At 64.8% G+C, this 16,279-nt stretch carries 18 protein-coding genes; 11 read left to right on the top strand and 7 right to left on the bottom strand.

Annotation, left to right across the window (positions count from 1 at the left end; translation table 11 throughout):
- Window positions 1–19: 19 nt before the first annotated feature.
- Entirely contained in the window at window positions 20–1,195 is a 1,176-nt protein-coding gene (locus tag IVA74_RS25525) for an OpgC domain-containing protein (protein WP_247349093.1), read from the bottom strand.
- 260 nt (window positions 1,196–1,455) lie between these two features.
- Here IVA74_RS25525 and IVA74_RS25520 point away from each other — a divergent pair, with 260 nt between their 5' ends.
- Complete coding sequence (locus IVA74_RS25520) at window positions 1,456–1,761, top strand: ETC complex I subunit (RefSeq protein WP_247349091.1); 306 nt, start codon at window positions 1,456–1,458, stop codon at window positions 1,759–1,761.
- Between the two features lie 232 nt (window positions 1,762–1,993).
- Window positions 1,994–2,479, top strand: coding sequence for an Lrp/AsnC family transcriptional regulator (locus tag IVA74_RS25515; protein ID WP_247349089.1), 486 nt, complete (start codon window positions 1,994–1,996; stop codon window positions 2,477–2,479).
- A 181-nt stretch (window positions 2,480–2,660) separates the two neighbouring features.
- On the opposite strand, the gene IVA74_RS25510 is transcribed toward IVA74_RS25515, so the two are convergent.
- Entirely contained in the window at window positions 2,661–3,689 is a 1,029-nt protein-coding gene (locus IVA74_RS25510; protein WP_247349087.1) for an AraC family transcriptional regulator, read from the bottom strand.
- 112 nt (window positions 3,690–3,801) lie between these two features.
- On the opposite strand from IVA74_RS25510, the gene IVA74_RS25505 reads away from it, so the two are divergent.
- From IVA74_RS25505 to IVA74_RS25490, 4 genes are read left to right on the top strand one after another with little or no spacing between them, the layout of a single operon-like run.
- Window positions 3,802–4,974: an isovaleryl-CoA dehydrogenase gene (locus IVA74_RS25505; RefSeq protein ID WP_247349085.1), complete on the top strand. Its 1,173-nt coding sequence runs from the start codon at window positions 3,802–3,804 to the stop codon at window positions 4,972–4,974.
- Window positions 4,975–4,998: 24 nt separating this feature from the next.
- Entirely contained in the window at window positions 4,999–6,603 is a 1,605-nt protein-coding gene (locus IVA74_RS25500; RefSeq protein WP_247349084.1) for a carboxyl transferase domain-containing protein, read from the top strand.
- Between the two features lie 4 nt (window positions 6,604–6,607).
- The gene (locus IVA74_RS25495) at window positions 6,608–8,623 is read left to right on the top strand and encodes an acetyl/propionyl/methylcrotonyl-CoA carboxylase subunit alpha (protein WP_247349083.1); all 2,016 of its coding nucleotides are present in this window, start codon (window positions 6,608–6,610) and stop codon (window positions 8,621–8,623) included.
- A 1-nt stretch (window position 8,624) separates the two neighbouring features.
- On the top strand, window positions 8,625–9,536 hold the full coding sequence (locus IVA74_RS25490) for a hydroxymethylglutaryl-CoA lyase (RefSeq protein WP_247349082.1): 912 nt from the start codon (window positions 8,625–8,627) through the stop codon (window positions 9,534–9,536).
- 96 nt (window positions 9,537–9,632) lie between these two features.
- On the opposite strand, the gene IVA74_RS25485 is transcribed toward IVA74_RS25490, so the two are convergent.
- Genes IVA74_RS25485 through dctP form a run of 3 tightly spaced genes read right to left on the bottom strand, consistent with a single transcriptional unit; the run spans window position 9,633 to window position 12,561 of the window.
- The gene (locus IVA74_RS25485) at window positions 9,633–10,991 is read right to left on the bottom strand and encodes a TRAP transporter large permease (protein WP_247349081.1); all 1,359 of its coding nucleotides are present in this window, start codon (window positions 10,989–10,991) and stop codon (window positions 9,633–9,635) included.
- Window positions 10,988–11,542 carry a TRAP transporter small permease gene (locus IVA74_RS25480; RefSeq protein WP_247349080.1) on the bottom strand — a complete coding sequence of 185 codons (555 nt, stop codon included), beginning with the start codon at window positions 11,540–11,542 and terminating at the stop codon, window positions 10,988–10,990. Before IVA74_RS25480 ends, IVA74_RS25485 begins: the two co-directional genes overlap by 4 nt.
- Window positions 11,539–12,561 (bottom strand): TRAP transporter substrate-binding protein DctP, encoded by a 1,023-nt coding sequence (gene dctP / locus IVA74_RS25475; RefSeq protein ID WP_247349079.1) that lies wholly within the window; start codon window positions 12,559–12,561, stop codon window positions 11,539–11,541. The genes IVA74_RS25480 and dctP overlap by 4 nt, the downstream gene beginning before the upstream one ends.
- A gap of 321 nt (window positions 12,562–12,882) precedes the next feature.
- Here dctP and IVA74_RS25470 point away from each other — a divergent pair, with 321 nt between their 5' ends.
- The gene (locus IVA74_RS25470) at window positions 12,883–13,122 is read left to right on the top strand and encodes a pentapeptide MXKDX repeat protein (RefSeq protein WP_247349078.1); all 240 of its coding nucleotides are present in this window, start codon (window positions 12,883–12,885) and stop codon (window positions 13,120–13,122) included.
- Between the two features lie 138 nt (window positions 13,123–13,260).
- On the opposite strand, the gene IVA74_RS25465 is transcribed toward IVA74_RS25470, so the two are convergent.
- Window positions 13,261–13,608, bottom strand: coding sequence for a DUF6481 family protein (locus tag IVA74_RS25465; RefSeq protein WP_247349077.1), 348 nt, complete (start codon window positions 13,606–13,608; stop codon window positions 13,261–13,263).
- Between the two features lie 267 nt (window positions 13,609–13,875).
- On the opposite strand from IVA74_RS25465, the gene IVA74_RS25460 reads away from it, so the two are divergent.
- The 3 genes from IVA74_RS25460 (at window position 13,876) to IVA74_RS25450 (ending at window position 15,447) form a co-directional block, all read left to right on the top strand.
- Window positions 13,876–14,109 carry a DUF687 domain-containing protein gene (locus IVA74_RS25460; protein WP_247349076.1) on the top strand — a complete coding sequence of 78 codons (234 nt, stop codon included), beginning with the start codon at window positions 13,876–13,878 and terminating at the stop codon, window positions 14,107–14,109.
- 116 nt (window positions 14,110–14,225) lie between these two features.
- Window positions 14,226–14,474, top strand: a complete 249-nt coding sequence (locus IVA74_RS25455) for a hypothetical protein (RefSeq protein WP_247349075.1) — start codon at window positions 14,226–14,228, stop codon at window positions 14,472–14,474.
- Between the two features lie 184 nt (window positions 14,475–14,658).
- On the top strand, window positions 14,659–15,447 hold the full coding sequence (locus IVA74_RS25450; RefSeq protein WP_247349073.1) for a hypothetical protein: 789 nt from the start codon (window positions 14,659–14,661) through the stop codon (window positions 15,445–15,447).
- Between the two features lie 100 nt (window positions 15,448–15,547).
- On the opposite strand, the gene IVA74_RS25445 is transcribed toward IVA74_RS25450, so the two are convergent.
- Window positions 15,548–15,709 (bottom strand): hypothetical protein, encoded by a 162-nt coding sequence (locus tag IVA74_RS25445; RefSeq protein WP_247349072.1) that lies wholly within the window; start codon window positions 15,707–15,709, stop codon window positions 15,548–15,550.
- A gap of 218 nt (window positions 15,710–15,927) precedes the next feature.
- Here IVA74_RS25445 and IVA74_RS25440 point away from each other — a divergent pair, with 218 nt between their 5' ends.
- Window positions 15,928–16,077 carry a hypothetical protein gene (locus IVA74_RS25440; protein WP_247349070.1) on the top strand — a complete coding sequence of 50 codons (150 nt, stop codon included), beginning with the start codon at window positions 15,928–15,930 and terminating at the stop codon, window positions 16,075–16,077.
- Window positions 16,078–16,279 lie beyond the last annotated feature (202 nt).

Below are 16,279 nucleotides of genomic sequence, written 5' to 3'. Positions count from 1 at the left end.
CGGTATCGCTGCCGCCCCTTCAGGTAGCCTTTGCCGTTGCGGCTGCCGGCTTGGGCGGCGGCGGCTTCAGCGGCTTGTCCTGCTTCTTCGACCACGAGATGTAATAGGCCACCGTCGTCATGATCGCGATGCCGGCGACGCTGACGAAGATCTGCGCGAACAGCGAGCCCGAGCTCATCGACAACTCGAAATGGCCGACGAAGGACAGGAACACGCCGACGCAGAACACGGCGAGCGATTGCTGGCCGCAGACGATGATCGGATCGAACCCTTTCCATTCCAGGCCCGGCCAGTCCTTCGGCACGAAGCGGATCACCAGGATCACGATCACGACGAAGTGGATGAAGCGGTAGGGCGCGAGGTTGGTCTTGTCGTTCGGGTTGAACGCCGAGAACAGCCATTCCGGGAACATGCCGGCGAGGGTCGGGAAGCGGCCGGCCATGGTCATGACCAGCGCGAACAGCATGTAACCAAGACACAGCCACAACGTGATCGGCGCGTTGATCAGCGTCATCGAGCGCCGCGCGCCGCCCATGGCGCACCAGGCGCCGAACACGAACAGCACCTGCCAGCAATAGGGGTTGAAGTACCACTGGCCGGCCGGATAGGCGTTCAGGTTCAAGCCGAAATGGCGCGCGGTCAGCCACAGCGCGATGGACAGGACCATCGTCAGGTCAGGCTTGCGCAGCATGAACCAGAGCACCGGCGGAAACAGCCCCATCAACACGATGTAGAGTGGCAGCACGTCGAGATTGAGCGGCTTGAAGCGCAGGAACAGGCCTTGGCGCAGCGTCTCGGTGGCGTTGTCGACGAGACCGGCGACGTTGAACTCGTTGATCATCTCGGAATCGCCGAAGCGCAGCGCCAGATAGCTGATCGAGGCGATGTAGATCACGAACAGGATGATGTGGGCGACGTAGAGCTGCCAGACCCGCTTGGTCAGCCTCGTGGCGCCGACGAGGAAGCCACGCTCGAGCATCATCCGGGCATAGACGAAGGAGGCGGTGTAGCCGGAGATGAAGACGAACAGGTCGGCGGCGTCGGAAAAGCCGTAGTTGCGGGTCGTGATCCAGTTCACCACGTTGTCGGGGATATGGTCGAGGAAGATCGCCCAGTTCGCGATGCCGCGAAACAGGTCGAGCCTGAGGTCACGGCCCTTTTCGGGGAGCGTGGCGTTGATGTTCAGGAAGGCCATGCGACGGGAGCTTTCGGAGGGGACAGACAGGCTGATGTCAGCGAGGCAGTAGCGCCGGGCGGGATCCCGGCGCGGAACGCGGGTACGCAATTGTCACGGTGCAGCATAATGACTATACCCGTCGGCGAGCCACCCCGGGGGCCGGAATCACCGATTCAGTTCCCAAAAGGCGTCTCTATACTATGCCCGCGGTTTCCACCAACTGCTACCGTGACGCATCGAAATCGAACGAAAAGACGAACAAGAGGCCCGGACCATCCATGACCGCACGCATTTTCAAGCCCGCCAAGAACGCGATGCAATCCGGCCGGTCGAAGACCAAGGAATGGCAGCTCGACTACGAGCCCGAGCAGCCGCGCGCGGTCGAGCCGCTGATGGGCTGGACCTCGTCCGGCGACATGAAGCAGCAGATCACGCTGCACTTCCACAGCAAGGAAGAGGCCGTTGCCTATTGTGAGCGCAAGGGCGTCGCATACCAGGTGATCGAGCCCAAGGAGTCGGTGCGCCGGCCGGTTGCTTATTCCGACAATTTCTCGTTCCGCCGCGGCGAGCCCTGGACGCATTGAGGGGCGGGCCACGCGCCCAAGACTCTCGTCGTGCCCGGGCTTGTCCCGGGCATCCACGTTTTAGCACCCGCGCAAAAGCTTGGATGGCCGGGGCATAGGCGAGCGGAAGCGACGGCGTCCTTCGGACGGCTGTGCCCGGCCACGACGCGGATTCTTCCACCGTGCGGCCTCTTGGCACCAATTTCGCCGCGTGCTTCGCTGACGTGCATGACGGGCTCGTGGCGAGGTGGGTATGGCGGGGCGTGATCAGCTCGACGGTGTCGACTTGAAGATACTAGCCGAGTTGCAGCAGGACGGGCGGGTTCGCAACAACGAGCTGGCGCTGCGCGTCGGCGTGTCCGCGCCGAATTGCCTGCGGCGGTTGAAATCGCTGTTCAGCCGCGGCGTGATCCGGGCGGTGCGCGCCGTCATCGACGAGCGGCTGCTCGGCTACGAGGTGGTGTCGTTCGTCTCGATCCAGCTCGGCAGCCAGGCGCAGCCGGTGCTGGCGGCGTTCGAGAGCTCGATATCAGCGATCCCGCGCATCCAGCAGTGCTGGCGGATTTCGGGCGACACCGACTATCTTCTCAAATGCGTGGCGCCGAGCGTCGAGAGCATGCGCCAGCAGCTGCTGCATTTCGCCGCGATGCCCAACGTGAAGAACGTCCGCAGCTTCCCCGTGCTGGGCGTCGCGAAGGACGTGCCGTTGCCGCTGCAGGGGATCGCGGCGGCGGGATAGGCAGCATGACAGTCCGCGGTTCTGCGCACTGAAGCGTGGCGAATAAATACCTCGTGGCGCATCCTTCGAGACGCCCGCTTTGGGCGGGCTCCTCGGGATGAGGCCTTGTTTGGCGGCGAAATGTCAGAACCTGGTGAGGAGCGCCGCCTCGCGGCGCGTCTCGAACCATAACGCCCGCGTCTCACCGGTACCGGCCGCGAAACTCGCGTGGGGACGCGCCGGTCCACGTGCGGAAGGCGCGGGAAAAGCTCTTTTCGTTGCGGAAGCCGGCGATCTCCGCGATCCGCTTGATCGGGGTGCGCCCGCGCATCAGCTCTTGCTTGGCGAGCTCTAACTTTGCCTCTTCCTTGAGATCGCGCAGCGAGGTTGCCTCCTCGCGCAGGCGCCGATGCATGGTGCGGGTGGAGAGCGCGAGTTCTCTCGCAACATCCTCGGCGCCGAGACTGCGTCCGCGCGCATTGCGAAGCACGCGGCGGACGCGCTCGACCAGCAGCCGGTCGCGCCGATAGGGCAGCACGGTCAGCCGCAGCGCACCCTTGAGCATGTTGTCGAGATCACTGGCGCTGCGCGTGAGCGGCAGCGAGAGATAATGCTTGTCGAAGATGATGCAGGCGTGGTCCGCATCGAAGCGGATGGTCCGGCAAAAGATGGTCGGATAGACCGAGACATGGCCCGGCTCCGAGTAAGGGAATTCCGCGGCGCGGAGCGCAATTCTGGAATCGACCGCCCAGCAGGAGAAACCCAGGACATAGCGGAGCAGGGTGACCAGGCAGAATTCGCGCAACGGTCCGAGGTCGCGCAGTTCGCGGATGGAGACGACCGCGGTTTCCTCGCCGACCGCGAGATCGAGCAGCACGTCCTCGGTGAGGAGGCGATGATGCCGGCACCAGCGCTTGAGCGCGACCTCCAGCGTCGGGGCCGTGATCGAAGCGCGGCAGAGCATGCCATAGGTGCCGAAGGGCAGGCGCCGCGAGAACCAGCCGAGCGCCTCGTCATCGAGCTCGCGCATCGCATGGCCCGCCAGGGCCTCGAATTGGCCGGCTGTGACCCGGCCACCCGGAGAATTGACCAGGTCTGGCGCTACCTGACCCCGGCTCAGCGCCTCGGTCGGATCACGGCCGTAGCGTTCGTAAGCGGCAACGACGCCGCGGACGAAGGCGGCAGGGGTCACGGCGCGGCGCGGGATCGCGGTTGCGACTTGAAAGGGCATCGGAAATCCTTCGGGAAAATCCTCGCCAAGTTTGGCGGAAAATGCAACCTTTTCGACCGCAGAAGGGCCCTGATGCCGCTAGGTTCGGTCCCCAAAACACGGAGGAATCGCCTTGTACATCCCGAGCATCGATTTCGATCTGGGCGAAGACATCGGCATGCTGCGCGACACGCTGCGCGCTTTCGTGGAGGCGGAGATCGCCCCGCGCGCCGCCGACATCGAGAAAGCCAATCTGTTCCCCGCGGACCTCTGGAAGCGCCTCGGCGACCTCGGCCTGCTCGGCATGACCGCGCCGGAGCAATATGGCGGCTCCAACATGGGCTATCTCGCCCATATCGTCGCCATGGAGGAGATTTCGCGCGGCTCGGCTGCCGTGGGGCTGTCCTACGGCGCCCATTCCAACCTTTGCGTCAACCAGATCCGCCGCAATGGCACCGACGCGCAGCGGCAGCGCTACCTGCCGAAGCTGATCTCCGGTGAGTACGTCGGCGCACTCGCGATGTCCGAGCCCGGCGCCGGCTCCGACGTCGTCTCGATGAAGCTGCGCGCCGACAAGCGCGGCGACCGTTACGTGCTCAACGGCTCAAAAATGTGGATTACCAATGGCGGCGATGCCGACGTGCTGGTGGTGTATGCCAAGACCGATCCGGAGGCCGGCCCGCGCGGCATGACCGCGTTCCTCATCGAGAAGGGCTTCAAGGGTTTCACCCACGGCCCGCATCTCGACAAGCTGGGCATGCGCGGCTCCAACACCTATCCGCTGTTCTTCGACGAGTGCGAGGTGCCGGCAGAGAATGTGCTGGGTGAGGTCGGTGGAGGTGTCAAGGTTCTGATGTCCGGCCTCGACTACGAGCGCGCGGTGCTCTCCGGTGGCCCGCTCGGCATCATGGCAGCCTGCATGGACGCAGTGGTGCCCTACATGCATGAGCGCAAGCAGTTCGGGCAGCCGATCGGCGACTTCCAGCTGATGCAGGGCAAGCTCGCCGACATGTATTCGACCTGGCAGGCCACGCGCGCCTATGTCTACGCCGTCGGTCGCGCCTGCGACCGCACCGATCATGCGCGCACCCTGCGCAAGGATTCCGCTGCCGCAATCCTCTATTCGGCCGAAAAGGCGACGTGGATGGCGGGCGAGGCGATCCAGGCGCTGGGCGGCGTCGGCTACACCAGCGAATTTCCGGTCGGCCGTCTGTGGCGCGACGCCAAGCTCTACGAGATCGGCGCGGGCACCTCGGAAGTGCGCCGCATGCTGATCGGTCGAGAACTGATGGCCGAGACGGCTTAAAACCTTCACGAAATTGGAATCAACATGCCGCTCCATTCCAGCATCGATACGTCTTCTTCGGACTTTGCGCGCAATTCCGAGGCCATGCGCACCCTCGTCGCCGACTTGCGCGAAAAGCTGAGCCAGGTCGCCGGCGGCGGCGGCGAGGTTTCGCGCAACCGCCACACGTCACGCGGCAAGATGCTGGCGCGCGAGCGCGTCGACCTCTTGGTCGATCCCGGCACCGCGTTCATGGAGCTGTCGCCGCTTGCGGCCTATGGCCTCTATGGCGGCGACGTGCATTCGGCGAGCGTCGTGACGGGGTTGGGGCGCATCTCGGGCCGGGAATGCGTGATCGTCGCCAACGACGCAACTATCAAGGGCGGCACTTATTACCCCATGACCGTGAAGAAGCATCTGCGCGCGCAGGACGTGGCGCGGCAGAATAATCTTCCCTGCGTCTACATGGTCGATTCCGGCGGTGCCTTCCTGCCGCTGCAGGACGAGATCTTTCCGGACGAGCGGCATTTCGGCCGCATCTTCTACAACCAGGCGCAGATGTCCTCGCAAGGCATCCCGCAGATCGCGATCGTGATGGGCTCCTGCACCGCCGGCGGCGCTTATGTGCCGGCGATGTCGGACGAGAGCATCATCGTGCGCAATCAAGGCACCATCTTCCTAGGCGGGCCGCCGCTGGTGAAGGCCGCGACCGGCGAAGTCGTGAGCGCCGAGGAGCTCGGCGGCGCCGACGTGCATTCGCGGCAGTCCGGGGTGACCGATCATTACGCCCAGAACGATGCGCACGCGATCGGCATTGCCCGCCGCATCGTCGGCACGTTCAAGCCATCCGTGCGGCCGAACCTTAACATGCATCCGCCGCGCGATCCGCTGTTTGCGGCGGAGGAGATCTACGGCGTGGTGCCCGTCGACGGACGCAAGCCCTTTGACGTGCGCGACATCATCGCGCGCGTCGTCGATGGTTCCGAGTTCGACGAGTTCAAGAAGCTCTATGGCACGACGCTGGTGTGCGGCTTTGCCCACATCTGGGGTTTTCCGGTCGGCATCATCGCCAATAACGGCATTCTCTTCAGTGAAAGTTCGCTGAAGGGCGCGCATTTCATCGAGCTGTGCTGCCAGCGCGGCATTCCCCTGGTGTTCCTGCAGAACATCACCGGCTTCATGGTCGGCAAGAAATACGAGGCTGGCGGTATCGCGCGCGATGGCGCCAAGCTGGTCACGGCGGTCGCGACCGCGTCGGTGCCGAAATTCACCGTCGTGATCGGCGGCTCCTACGGCGCCGGCAATTACGGCATGTGCGGCCGCGCCTATAGCCCGCGCTTCCTGTGGATGTGGCCGAACGCGCGCATCTCGGTGATGGGCGGCGAGCAGGCTTCGATGGTGCTGAGCCAGGTCCGCCGCGACAATATCGAGGCCAAGGGCGATAGTTGGTCCAAGGAAGACGAAGAGACATTCCGCAACCCGATCCGCGCGCAATACGAGAGCCAGGGGCATCCATATTACGCGACCGCGCGGCTCTGGGACGACGGCGTGATCGACCCGGCCGACACGCGGCTCGTGCTCGGCCTTGGCCTCTCGGCGGCGTCGAATGCGCCGATCGAACCGACGAAATTCGGCCTGTTCAGGATGTGATGCGATGGACCGCTCAAAGCTCTACCGCCGTTTTCGCACGCTCCTGATCGCCAACCGCGGCGAGATCGCCTGCCGCGTCATCCGCACCGCGCGCGCGATGGGCCTCCGCACGGTCGCGGTCTATTCCGAGGCCGACCGGGGCGCGATGCATGTCGCGCTCGCCGACGAGGCCGTGCTGCTCGGGCCCGCACGTGCCCGCGACAGCTATCTCAATGTCGAGCGGCTGATCGAGGCCGCGCGGAAGACCGGCGCGGAGGCGATACATCCCGGCTACGGCTTCCTGTCGGAGAATGCCGAGTTCGCGCGGGCTTGCTTCGATGCGGGCCTGGTCTTCGTCGGCCCGACTGCCGGGATGATGACGGCGATGGGCTCGAAATCCGGCTCCAAGGCGCTGATGGAGAAGGCCGGCGTGCCGCTGGTGCCCGGCTATCACGGCGAGGCCCAGGACGATGCAACGCTGGCGAAGGCCGCGGACAAGGTCGGTTTTCCCATCCTGGTGAAGGCCTCCGCCGGCGGCGGCGGCCGCGGCATGCGCATCGTGCGCTCGGCGGACGAGCTCGCGCCTGCGATCGTCAGCGCCAAGCGGGAAGCAAAAGCCGCGTTCGGCGACGATCGCATGCTGATCGAGAAATATGTCGATAACCCGCGGCACATCGAGGTGCAGGTGATCGGCGACAGCCACGGCAATCTGGTGTCGCTGTTCGAGCGCGAATGCACGTTGCAGCGCCGGCACCAGAAGGTGATCGAGGAAGCGCCGTCGCCGACGCTCAATCCTGCGCAGCGCGAGGCGGTGTGCGCCGCGGCGCGAAAGGCGGCGGGGGCCGTCAACTATGTCGGCGCCGGCACCATCGAGTTCGTCTCCGACGGCAAGGACGTGTTCTTCATCGAGATGAATACCCGTCTCCAGGTCGAGCATCCCGTGACCGAGCTGATCACCGGGATCGATCTGGTCGAATGGCAGCTGCGGGTCGCCTTCGGCGAGGCGCTCCCCTTGAAGCAGGACGAGATCCGCTTCAACGGCCATGCGGTCGAGGCACGCGTCTACGCGGAAAACCCGACCAAGAATTTCATGCCGTCGGTCGGAAAGCTCTCGACATGGCGGATGCCCGCCGAGACCGGCGGCTTGCGCATCGACGCCGGCTATCGCGAGGGCGATACGGTGTCGCCGTATTACGATGCCATGCTGGCAAAAATGATCGCCTGGGCGCCGACGCGGGATGTCGCGATCGAGCGGCTGAACCGCGGTCTGGAAGAGTCCGACGTCCGCGGCATCGTCACCAACATCCCGTTCCTCTCGGCCCTGATAACGCATCCGAAGGTGCGGGCGAATGCGATCGACACCGGCTTCATCGAACGCGAGCTGGCGGTTCTGACGCAAGCCTCGCCGGCACCCGGAGAGCTCGAGCTCTGCGCCGCCGTCGCCGCTGTGATCAACGACGAGCGGCAGGCTGCGCAAGGCGACGCAAATTCGCCGTGGCAGACCTTTGGCTGGATGCCGGTCGGCCGCCGCCAGCGCAACTTTGCGTTTCGCGCCGGTCATGGTGTCAGTCATGGGCCCGAGCAGAAGATCACGCTGAATTATGGCAGCGGACCATCGACGCTGGTGATCGGCGGACGCGAGCTGGCGTTTGCGATCGCGCCCCGGGACGGCGGCTTCGACCTGACGCTTGACGGCGTCAAAACGTCGGTCGCGGCCGTGATCGACGGCCACGAGCTGTATTTGCGCACGCGCAATGGCCGCTTCGACCTGCATTTGGTCGATCCGTTCGGCGGCGAGACCGAGGAGCAGGCCGGCGCGGACAAGATCACGGCGCCATTGCCGGGCACGGTCGTCGCCGTGCTGGCGGAGGTGGGTGCCAAGCTCGAGAAGGGCGCACCGATCCTGACGCTGGAAGTGATGAAGATGGAGCAGACGCTGCGGGCGCCCTATGCCGGCGTGCTGAAGTCCGTCAAATGCAAGGTCGGCGATATCGTCCAGGAAGGCGTCGAGCTGGCCGTGGTCGAGCCTTTGGAAGAGTGACATGAGCGACCAGGTCCGCATCATCGAAATGGGGCCGCGCGACGGCCTCCAGAACGAGAAGACGGCGGTCAGCGTCGAGGCGCGCATCGCCTTCATCGAGGCGTTGGTCGCGGCCGGGCTGACCACGGTCGAAATCGGTGCCTTCGTCTCGCCCAAGGCGATCCCGCAGATGGCAAGCTCGGATGCCGTGCTGCGCGGCGTGAGCCATTTGCTGGGTGCCGAATTCCACGTGCTGGTGCCGAACGAGAAGGGCTATGACGCCGCGCGCGCGGCCGGCGCGAAAGTCATCTCGGTGTTCGCGGCGGCCTCCGAGGGATTTTCGCGGGCCAACATCAACTGCACGGTCGCGGAATCGATCGAGCGGTTCAAGCCGGTACTGGCGCGCGCCAAGACTGATGGTGTGAAGGTGCGCGGCTATATTTCCTGCGTGCTGGGCTGTCCGTTCGACGGCGAGATCAAGCCGAAAGCAGTCGCCGATCTCGCCAACGCGCTGTGGGCGCTCGGTTGCTACGAAATCTCGCTCGGCGACACCATCGGGGTCGGCACGCCTGATAAGGCCAAGGAGATGTTACGCGCGGTCGGCGCCAACATTCCTGCCGACAAGCTGGCGATGCATTTCCACGACACCTACGGCCAGGCGCTCGCCAATCTCTACGCCGGCCTGGAGCAGGGCGTCCGCGTCATCGACGCCGCCGCCGGCGGCCTCGGCGGCTGTCCCTACGCGCCGGGCGCGACCGGTAACGTCGCGACTGAGGATGTCGTCTACATGCTCGAGGGCATGGGGATCAGGACTGGCGTGGACATGGACAAGCTGCTGGCGGCCACGAACGCGATGAGCGGCGTGCTGGGCAAGCCGCCCGTGAGCCGCGTGGCGTCCGCGCTGAACGCGAAGAAGAGGCGCGTAACCTCATAGGGTAGGCAAAGGCGCGTAGCGCCGTGCCCACGATCTGTCTGCGATTGCATTCACGAGCGGTGGGCACGCTTCGCTTTGCCCATCCTACGGTCGAGTCTACCTGCTCCCGTCCGGCCCCATCACCAAGTCCGGCAGTGCGGTCGAGATCCCCGGCACGAAGCACAACAGCAGCACTGCAAGCATCATCAGCAGCACGAAGGGCAGGGTGCCCCAGATCACCTCACGGAGCGGGATGTCGGGCGCGACGTTGCGGATGACGAAGATGTTCAGGCCGACCGGTGGATGGATCAGCCCCATCTCCATCACGATGGTCATGACCACGCCGAACCAGATGATGTCGAAATTGGCGGCGCGGAGCGGCGGCAGGATGATCGGCGCGGTCATCAGGATGATCGAGACCGGCGGCAGGAAGAAGCCGAGCACGACGACCATGACGAGGATCGCGAACAAGAGGCCCCAGCGCGGCAGGTGCATCGCGACGACGGATTCGGCCGCCGATTGCGAGATGTGCAGATAGCTCATCACGTAGGAATAAAGCAGCGACATGCCGATGATCATCATCAGCATGGTCGATTCCCGGATCGTCGACTTCAGGATGGGCGCAAGGTCGCTCGGCCGCCACACACTGTAGATCGCCGCGATCAGCGCCAGTGCCAGGAGGCCGCCGAGGCCGGCGGTCTCCGACGGCGTGGCATAGCCGCCATAGAGCGCGATCATGACGCCGGTGAGGAGCAGCACGAAGGGGATCACGCGCGGCAGCACGCTAAAACGTTCCGCCAGCGTGTACTCGTCGCGGGCGAGGATCGCGGCCTCCGGTCCGCCGTTCTTGTAGATGGCTTCCGCCGCGGCATATTCCTGGCGGAAGCGGATCACGGCGTAGGTGCCGAACAGCGAGACCAGCAGCAGGCCGGGCCCGATGCCGGCGAGGAACAGCCGTCCCAGCGATTTTTCGGCGGCGACCGCAAACAGGATCATGGTAATCGAGGGCGGCAGCAGAATGCCCAGCGTGCCGCCGGCGGCGATGATGCCCGCGGCAAAACCGCCGGAATAGCCGCGCTTGCGCATCTCGGGGATGCCGGCCGAGCCGATCGCCGAGCAGGTCGCGGGCGAGGAGCCCGCCATCGCCGCGAACAGGGCGCAGGCGAACACGTTGGCGACGCCGAGGCCGCCGGGCACGCGGTGCAGCCAGGCGTGAAGGGCCGAGTAGAGATCCTGGCCCGCGCGTGACTTGCCGATCGCGGCGCCCTTCAGGATGAAGAGCGGGATCGACAGCAGCGTGATCGAGGCCATTTCCTCGTAGACGTTCTGCGTCACCGTATCGAGAGAGGCGGCGGGCATGTAGATGCCCATGAACACGACCGCCACTGCGCCGAGCGCGAACGCAATGGGCATGCCCGAGAACATCACGACAAGCGTCGCAATGCCGTAGGCGAGGCCAATACCGAAAACGCTCATGGACGCCTGGCTCCTGCGAAGGGCAGCGCAAGCTGCACGATGATCTGGACGCAGAGCAGACTCATGCCGAACGCCATCAGCGAATAGGGGATGGCCAGCGGCGGCGACCACATCGAGTTCGAGACCTGGCCGTCGACATAGGCTTCATGCGTCAGCGTCCAGGATTTCCAGGCGAAGAAGGCGCAGAACAGGAACGTCACGGCATCGACCAGCCAGAGCCTGATCCTGTTCGCGAGCGGCGAGAGCAGGCCGACGAAGGCCTCGATGCCGATGTGACCGCGGTTCTGCTGCACATAGGCGGCCGTCATGAAGGTGGCGCCGACCAGCAGGAACACCGCGGCCTCGTCCTGCCAGTAATTGGCGGCCTTGAACAGAGCGCGGCTGAGCACGCTGTAGCTCAGGATGGCGCAGGCCGCGATCAGTGCGATCGCGGCGAACACGACGATGATGTTGTTGAGGACGGCGAGACCGCGATCGATCGCCGCCGCAAGGCCGGTCCTTGCGGCAGCGTTTGCCTGGTCGTCACGATCCGGAAGCGGACCGTGGCTCATGCAGCGACGTCGGTAGCGAGCTTGAGCAGGTTGGCAGCGGTCGCGGTCTTGGCGCCGTAGTCCTTCCAGGCGGTGTCGCGGGCGATGTCGCGCCACTTGCCGACAGTCGCGGCATCGAGCACGGAGACCTTGGCGCCGGCCTTCTCGTAGACCTTGGCGACCTCGATGTCGTCGTCCTGCGCGCCCTTGCGGCCGAAGGCTTCGAGCTCGGTGCCGACCGCGAGCAGGACGTCCTGCTGGTTCTTCGGCAGCTTGTCGAAAATCGCCTTCGACATCATCAGCGGCTCGAGCATGAACCAGTAGGACGCGCCTGCGCCCGAGGTCAGCGACTTCGCGACCTCTTCGAGGCGGAACGAGATCAGGCTGGTGGAGGAGGTGATGCCGGCATCGCAGGCGCCGGTCTGCATCGCCGCGTAAATTTCGTTCGAAGGCACCGACAGCACCGAGGCGCCGGCGGTCTGCAGCACCATGTCCATCTCGCGTGAGCCGCCGCGCACCTTCAGGCCCTTGGCGTCCTCAGGCGACACGATCGGCCTGGAGCGGCTGGCAACGCCGCCGGCCTGCCAGACCCAGCTGAGCAGGATGATGCCCTTGTCGGCGAGGAAGTCGGTCAGTGCCTTGCCGACCGGCTCCTTCTTCCAGCGCATGCCCTGGTCGTAGGTGGTGACGAGGCCCGGCATCAGGCCGATATTGGTCTCCGGCAATTCGCCGCCGGCGTAGGGCATCGGATAGAGGCTGATGTCGAGCGCGCCCTTGCGCATCGCGGAGAACTGCGCGTTGGTCTTGATCAGCGAGGAGTTCGGATAGATCTCGGCGGCGATGTCGCCATTGCTGCGCTTGGCGACTTCGGCGGCGAACATGCGGCAGAGGCGGTCGCGGAAATCGCCCTTGTCGACTGTGCCGCCCGGGAATTGATGCGAGATCTTCAGCGTAGTCGCGGCATGCGCGGTACCGGTGCCGAAACGGAGAATGGCGGGTGCGGTGACGGCGGTCGCGATCAGGTGGCGGCGCGTGAGCATGGTGTTATCCCCTTGAACTGTTTCTTGGATGGTTCTTGTTTGCTGTGATTTTCAGTTGGTCTTTGAGACTGCGCTGACGCCCATCCTAGCCGGTCTTTCAGGCAATGTTCTCTCATCTGATAGTTCGAGACCCAATGCCGCGGCAAGTGCCGGGTATGTTGCGTTGCACACTTTCAATCCTCGTGTGTACGCCGAACGAAGGGCGGCGACGGGCGCGCAGAAATTTATCAGCGTCCGCGTAACAACGCCCCGTGGCAATCCGTTGAGATCAGATAGCGGCGTCCGTCGCTGACAAGCATCATCTCGAAGGGAAGACCAGTCATGACCATTCGTACCCGCATCGCGCTCGGCGTCTCGGCGGCCGTTCTCTCGCTCGGCCTCGCGATGTCGCCGGCCGCCTTTGCTCAAGACAAGATGGGCAAGGATGACGGCATGATGAAGAAGGACACAATGTCCAAGGACGGCATGAAGAAGGACACCATGTCCAAGGACGATGGAATGAAGAAGGATACGATGTCGAAGGACGGGATGAAAAAAGACGACGGGATGAAGAAAAACTGATCTTCAGTCGTCATCGGGCGTTTGCGGAAAGGCAAACGCGCGCCCAAAAACTCCGGGGCGGTCACGTGGACCGCCCCGGATTATACTTCAGCTCAAATTCAAATGAACGTGACTTTGCGAAACGTGACTTTGCGAACGTTACTTACGCTTGGCCTTGCGGGCGGCGTAGCGAGCGTCGCGCCTGGCCTTTTGCTCGGCCTCGGCTTCAGCCGCCTTCGCGACAGCTTCTTCGGCTTCGCGGGCGATCCGCGCGGCTTCGAGCACCGAGGCTTCTTCCTCGTGACGCTTCTGCTCGGCCTTCTCCGCCTCGCGCGCAGCCTTCGCCTCGGCCCGCTTGGCCGCGAGGGCCTCGCGCTCGGCACGCTTCGCCGCGACCGCGGGATCGTCGATCCCGGGCTGCGACTTGAATTTGTTCAAAAGATTTTTGCGTGCTTCCTGCGCGGCCTTTTGCCGATCGGAGAAGCCTGGTTCCCTGAATCCACTCATCGACGAGCCTTGTCTTCCTCGCTTCCGATCCTACATCACTTCGGTTGGTACGTCGGCTGGGCATAGCAGGCGCCACGCGACGCAGAAGCCTTTACATCGCCGCGCGTCGCGACGCCACCCATAAATTGCAGCCGATCAGGCAGACGAAATATCGCCACCCCCGACGATGCCTCGTAGCCCGGAAAAACTGCCGAATTGTGATGTCCCTCATAGGGGGCCACGCGGAGCGACGCCTAGCGTCCGCCCGATACGCGACGGAGCACGGGTATGAGGATCTTCCGACTGAGCCTGAAGGCGCTCGCGATTGCCGTGACGGTGGCAGCCCTGGTCGGTGCAACGCTACTCCTCGGCCGTCCGCAGCCGATCGAAAGTGCTGTTCTGGGCGCGGATTGGGAATGCACCCAGACCGCGTTTGTGCTCACGAGCTGCGCGCGGGTCCAGCACACGATCCCGGCGGTCGAAACCTCGCGCAAGTATGCGATCCGGCCGACCCGGGGCTGAACTGGCGAGGCTGAACCGGCGAGGCTGAACTGAGAAGGCCGAGCCGGAGGCCGCGCGGGATGTGACGCCACGTCGCAGAGCTGATAAAGCCCGCGTGCCCGAGCGACCAGGTAGCCATGTCCAGCCCCGAGCCCAAGCCCGAACTTAAGCCTGAACTCCAGCCCGAACCGGGTGGGAAGCCCAAAACCCGGCCCAAGCCTCGATCCGGTGACAGCCGCCGCGGCGCCGTCGCCGGCTTGATCATCGCGATTGTGATCCTCGGAATCGGCTGGTGGCTTGCCCGCGATCTCACCTCCGCCAGCAAGATGCAGGATTGCCTGATGTCCGGGCGAAGCAACTGCAATGTGATCGAGCCGGCGCGTTAGAAGCACTCCAGCGCGACCCGCGCGAACGAAAAATGCCGTGATCTTAATCATTTGTAACGGGACTTAGCCGACCGAAGCAGGTCAGTTATGTCAGCCGGCATCAGCTCAGCGCCAGGCGAATCGTCTATCGCGCCAGGCGCCACGGCCGTTAACGGCAATCGAGAGAGTAGGGGGTCAAGCACGCATGAGTGCGTCCAGCCGCATGAAGATCATCATTCCCTTGGTTTCGGCCATGTCGTTGCTCGCCGTCTCGGCGCAGGCTCAAGACGCCCGGCCGCCAAGAGACTCCGCCCAGCCATCGGCCGGGCCGGGCGCCGGTGCGCCGCCGCAGAACTCGCGTAAGGGTCCGGCGCCGCAGCAGGCGGCACGGCCCGGGCCACAGCCCGGCGGCCAGCCTCACGCCGGCGGTCCTGGTCCTGGTCATGCAGGTCCAGGCCTTCCAGGTCCTGGCCCGCGCAATGCCGGCGGTCCACCGCCCGGACGCAATTACGCCAGGGGTCCCGCACCGGCGCGCGATTGGGGCGGACACGCCTATCGCGGCAATGTCGCCTGGGATGGCGGACGCTGGCGCCATGAAGTCCATAACGGCCGTTCCGGCTGGTGGTGGGATGTCGGCGGCGTCTGGTATTATTATCCGCAGCGGATGGCCGGCCCGCCGGGCTACATTTCGGAGGACTATTACGACGACGTGCCGGTAGCCTATGCCCCGCCGCCCGTCGCCTATGAACCTCCGCCACCGGCCGATCCCGGCGCAAGCGCGCTTGGCGGCGCCATCGTCGGCGGCGTGCTGGGCGGCCTGATCTCGGGCAACGCCTCGGGTGCGGCCGCAGGCGCCGTGATTGGCGGCGCCACCGGCGCGATCGCCGGCGCCACGGCTGCCTCGCGTCCCGGCTACTATCTGGCCCAGGGCAACTGCTATTACCGCTATCCGAGCGGCCAGTATGTGCGGGCCGATCCCCGCGCCTGTTACTGAGACCCCAAGCGAGATCTGAAACGAAGAGGCGGGCAAAAAGCCCGCCTCTTTTTCGGTTTGGCGCTGGCCGAGAATTGAGAGAGACTGATCGTCCCCCGGGTCAGGATACCAGCCAGTTGAAGAACGCGATCGCGGCCCAGACCAGACCTGCGATCCAGGCCAGCATCACGATGCCGATGGTCGCAAGATATGCGATGCCGAGCGGGTCGGATCTTTCGCGTTGCGTCGGGGCGGCAACTTCGGCTGCGGCTTCTTGTGTCATGACGGGAAACACCTCCCATGCCTTCTCGCTCTCCTGGGAGCGATGAAGGCTGTTTAGCGGAGACGCCGGGCGCAGGCTGTGACGCACTTCACAGTTCGGTCTGTGTGGAGCGGCCTCTCGGCTTCGCGCGGCATATCCCTGGGGTGGGTGGTAACCCCGCAATCATCCGGACGAAATTGCCATGCGCTTGTCCAGATCGTCCGGCTAGTCTGGGCCCCATGTGTACCAAGTACGATCCACAGCACGAAGCCGAGGCGGCGATGAAGCGCGCCGTGGCAGCCGACGGCCCCGACCGGCAGCGTCTCATCGAGCTGGCCCTGGCCTGGCATCAACTCGCCCGCGACCGGCGCGAGGATGGGGCGGCCTGAGCGGACGCTCTCACGAGAAAAGCCCGTGTGCATACGAAAAACCCCGCGCTCGGGGGGACAAGCACGGGGCTCTCCAGGGCCGATCGGGGCTGGCAGATCGGCACCATTCAATATTCAACACGCTATTCAACACGCTGATCGCAGGTTCGTTCCGCGTCCCTCAATTCCATCCTCTCGGGATCATCAAGGGCGGCCGGGAGGA

It is taken from the genome of Bradyrhizobium sp. 132 (genome assembly GCF_023074185.1).
Taxonomy (GTDB): Bacteria; Pseudomonadota; Alphaproteobacteria; order Rhizobiales; family Xanthobacteraceae; genus Bradyrhizobium.
Note: the sequence above shows the minus strand (reverse complement) of the source record. Positions and strands in the feature narration are given on the sequence as shown.

Bases quoted from the DNA above. Each gene is read 5' to 3' on its own strand.
- IVA74_RS25500 (WP_247349084.1), top strand. From the start codon at position 4,999: ATGCCGCTCCATTCCAGCATCGATACGTCTTCTTCGGACTTTGCGCGC.
- IVA74_RS25485 (WP_247349081.1), bottom strand. From the start codon at position 10,991: ATGAGCGTTTTCGGTATTGGCCTCGCCTACGGCATTGCGACGCTTGTC.
- IVA74_RS25460 (WP_247349076.1), top strand. From the start codon at position 13,876: ATGAGGATCTTCCGACTGAGCCTGAAGGCGCTCGCGATTGCCGTGACG.
- IVA74_RS25465 (WP_247349077.1), bottom strand. From the start codon at position 13,608: ATGAGTGGATTCAGGGAACCAGGCTTCTCCGATCGGCAAAAGGCCGCG.
- IVA74_RS25455 (WP_247349075.1), top strand. From the start codon at position 14,226: ATGTCCAGCCCCGAGCCCAAGCCCGAACTTAAGCCTGAACTCCAGCCC.
- IVA74_RS25525 (WP_247349093.1), bottom strand. From the start codon at position 1,195: ATGGCCTTCCTGAACATCAACGCCACGCTCCCCGAAAAGGGCCGTGAC.
- IVA74_RS25480 (WP_247349080.1), bottom strand. From the start codon at position 11,542: ATGAGCCACGGTCCGCTTCCGGATCGTGACGACCAGGCAAACGCTGCC.
- IVA74_RS25510 (WP_247349087.1), bottom strand. From the start codon at position 3,689: ATGCCCTTTCAAGTCGCAACCGCGATCCCGCGCCGCGCCGTGACCCCT.
- IVA74_RS25495 (WP_247349083.1), top strand. From the start codon at position 6,608: ATGGACCGCTCAAAGCTCTACCGCCGTTTTCGCACGCTCCTGATCGCC.
- IVA74_RS25490 (WP_247349082.1), top strand. From the start codon at position 8,625: ATGAGCGACCAGGTCCGCATCATCGAAATGGGGCCGCGCGACGGCCTC.
- IVA74_RS25445 (WP_247349072.1), bottom strand. From the start codon at position 15,709: ATGACACAAGAAGCCGCAGCCGAAGTTGCCGCCCCGACGCAACGCGAA.
- IVA74_RS25450 (WP_247349073.1), top strand. From the start codon at position 14,659: ATGAGTGCGTCCAGCCGCATGAAGATCATCATTCCCTTGGTTTCGGCC.
- IVA74_RS25470 (WP_247349078.1), top strand. From the start codon at position 12,883: ATGACCATTCGTACCCGCATCGCGCTCGGCGTCTCGGCGGCCGTTCTC.
- IVA74_RS25440 (WP_247349070.1), top strand. From the start codon at position 15,928: ATGTGTACCAAGTACGATCCACAGCACGAAGCCGAGGCGGCGATGAAG.
- IVA74_RS25520 (WP_247349091.1), top strand. From the start codon at position 1,456: ATGACCGCACGCATTTTCAAGCCCGCCAAGAACGCGATGCAATCCGGC.
- dctP (WP_247349079.1), bottom strand. From the start codon at position 12,561: ATGCTCACGCGCCGCCACCTGATCGCGACCGCCGTCACCGCACCCGCC.
- IVA74_RS25515 (WP_247349089.1), top strand. From the start codon at position 1,994: ATGGCGGGGCGTGATCAGCTCGACGGTGTCGACTTGAAGATACTAGCC.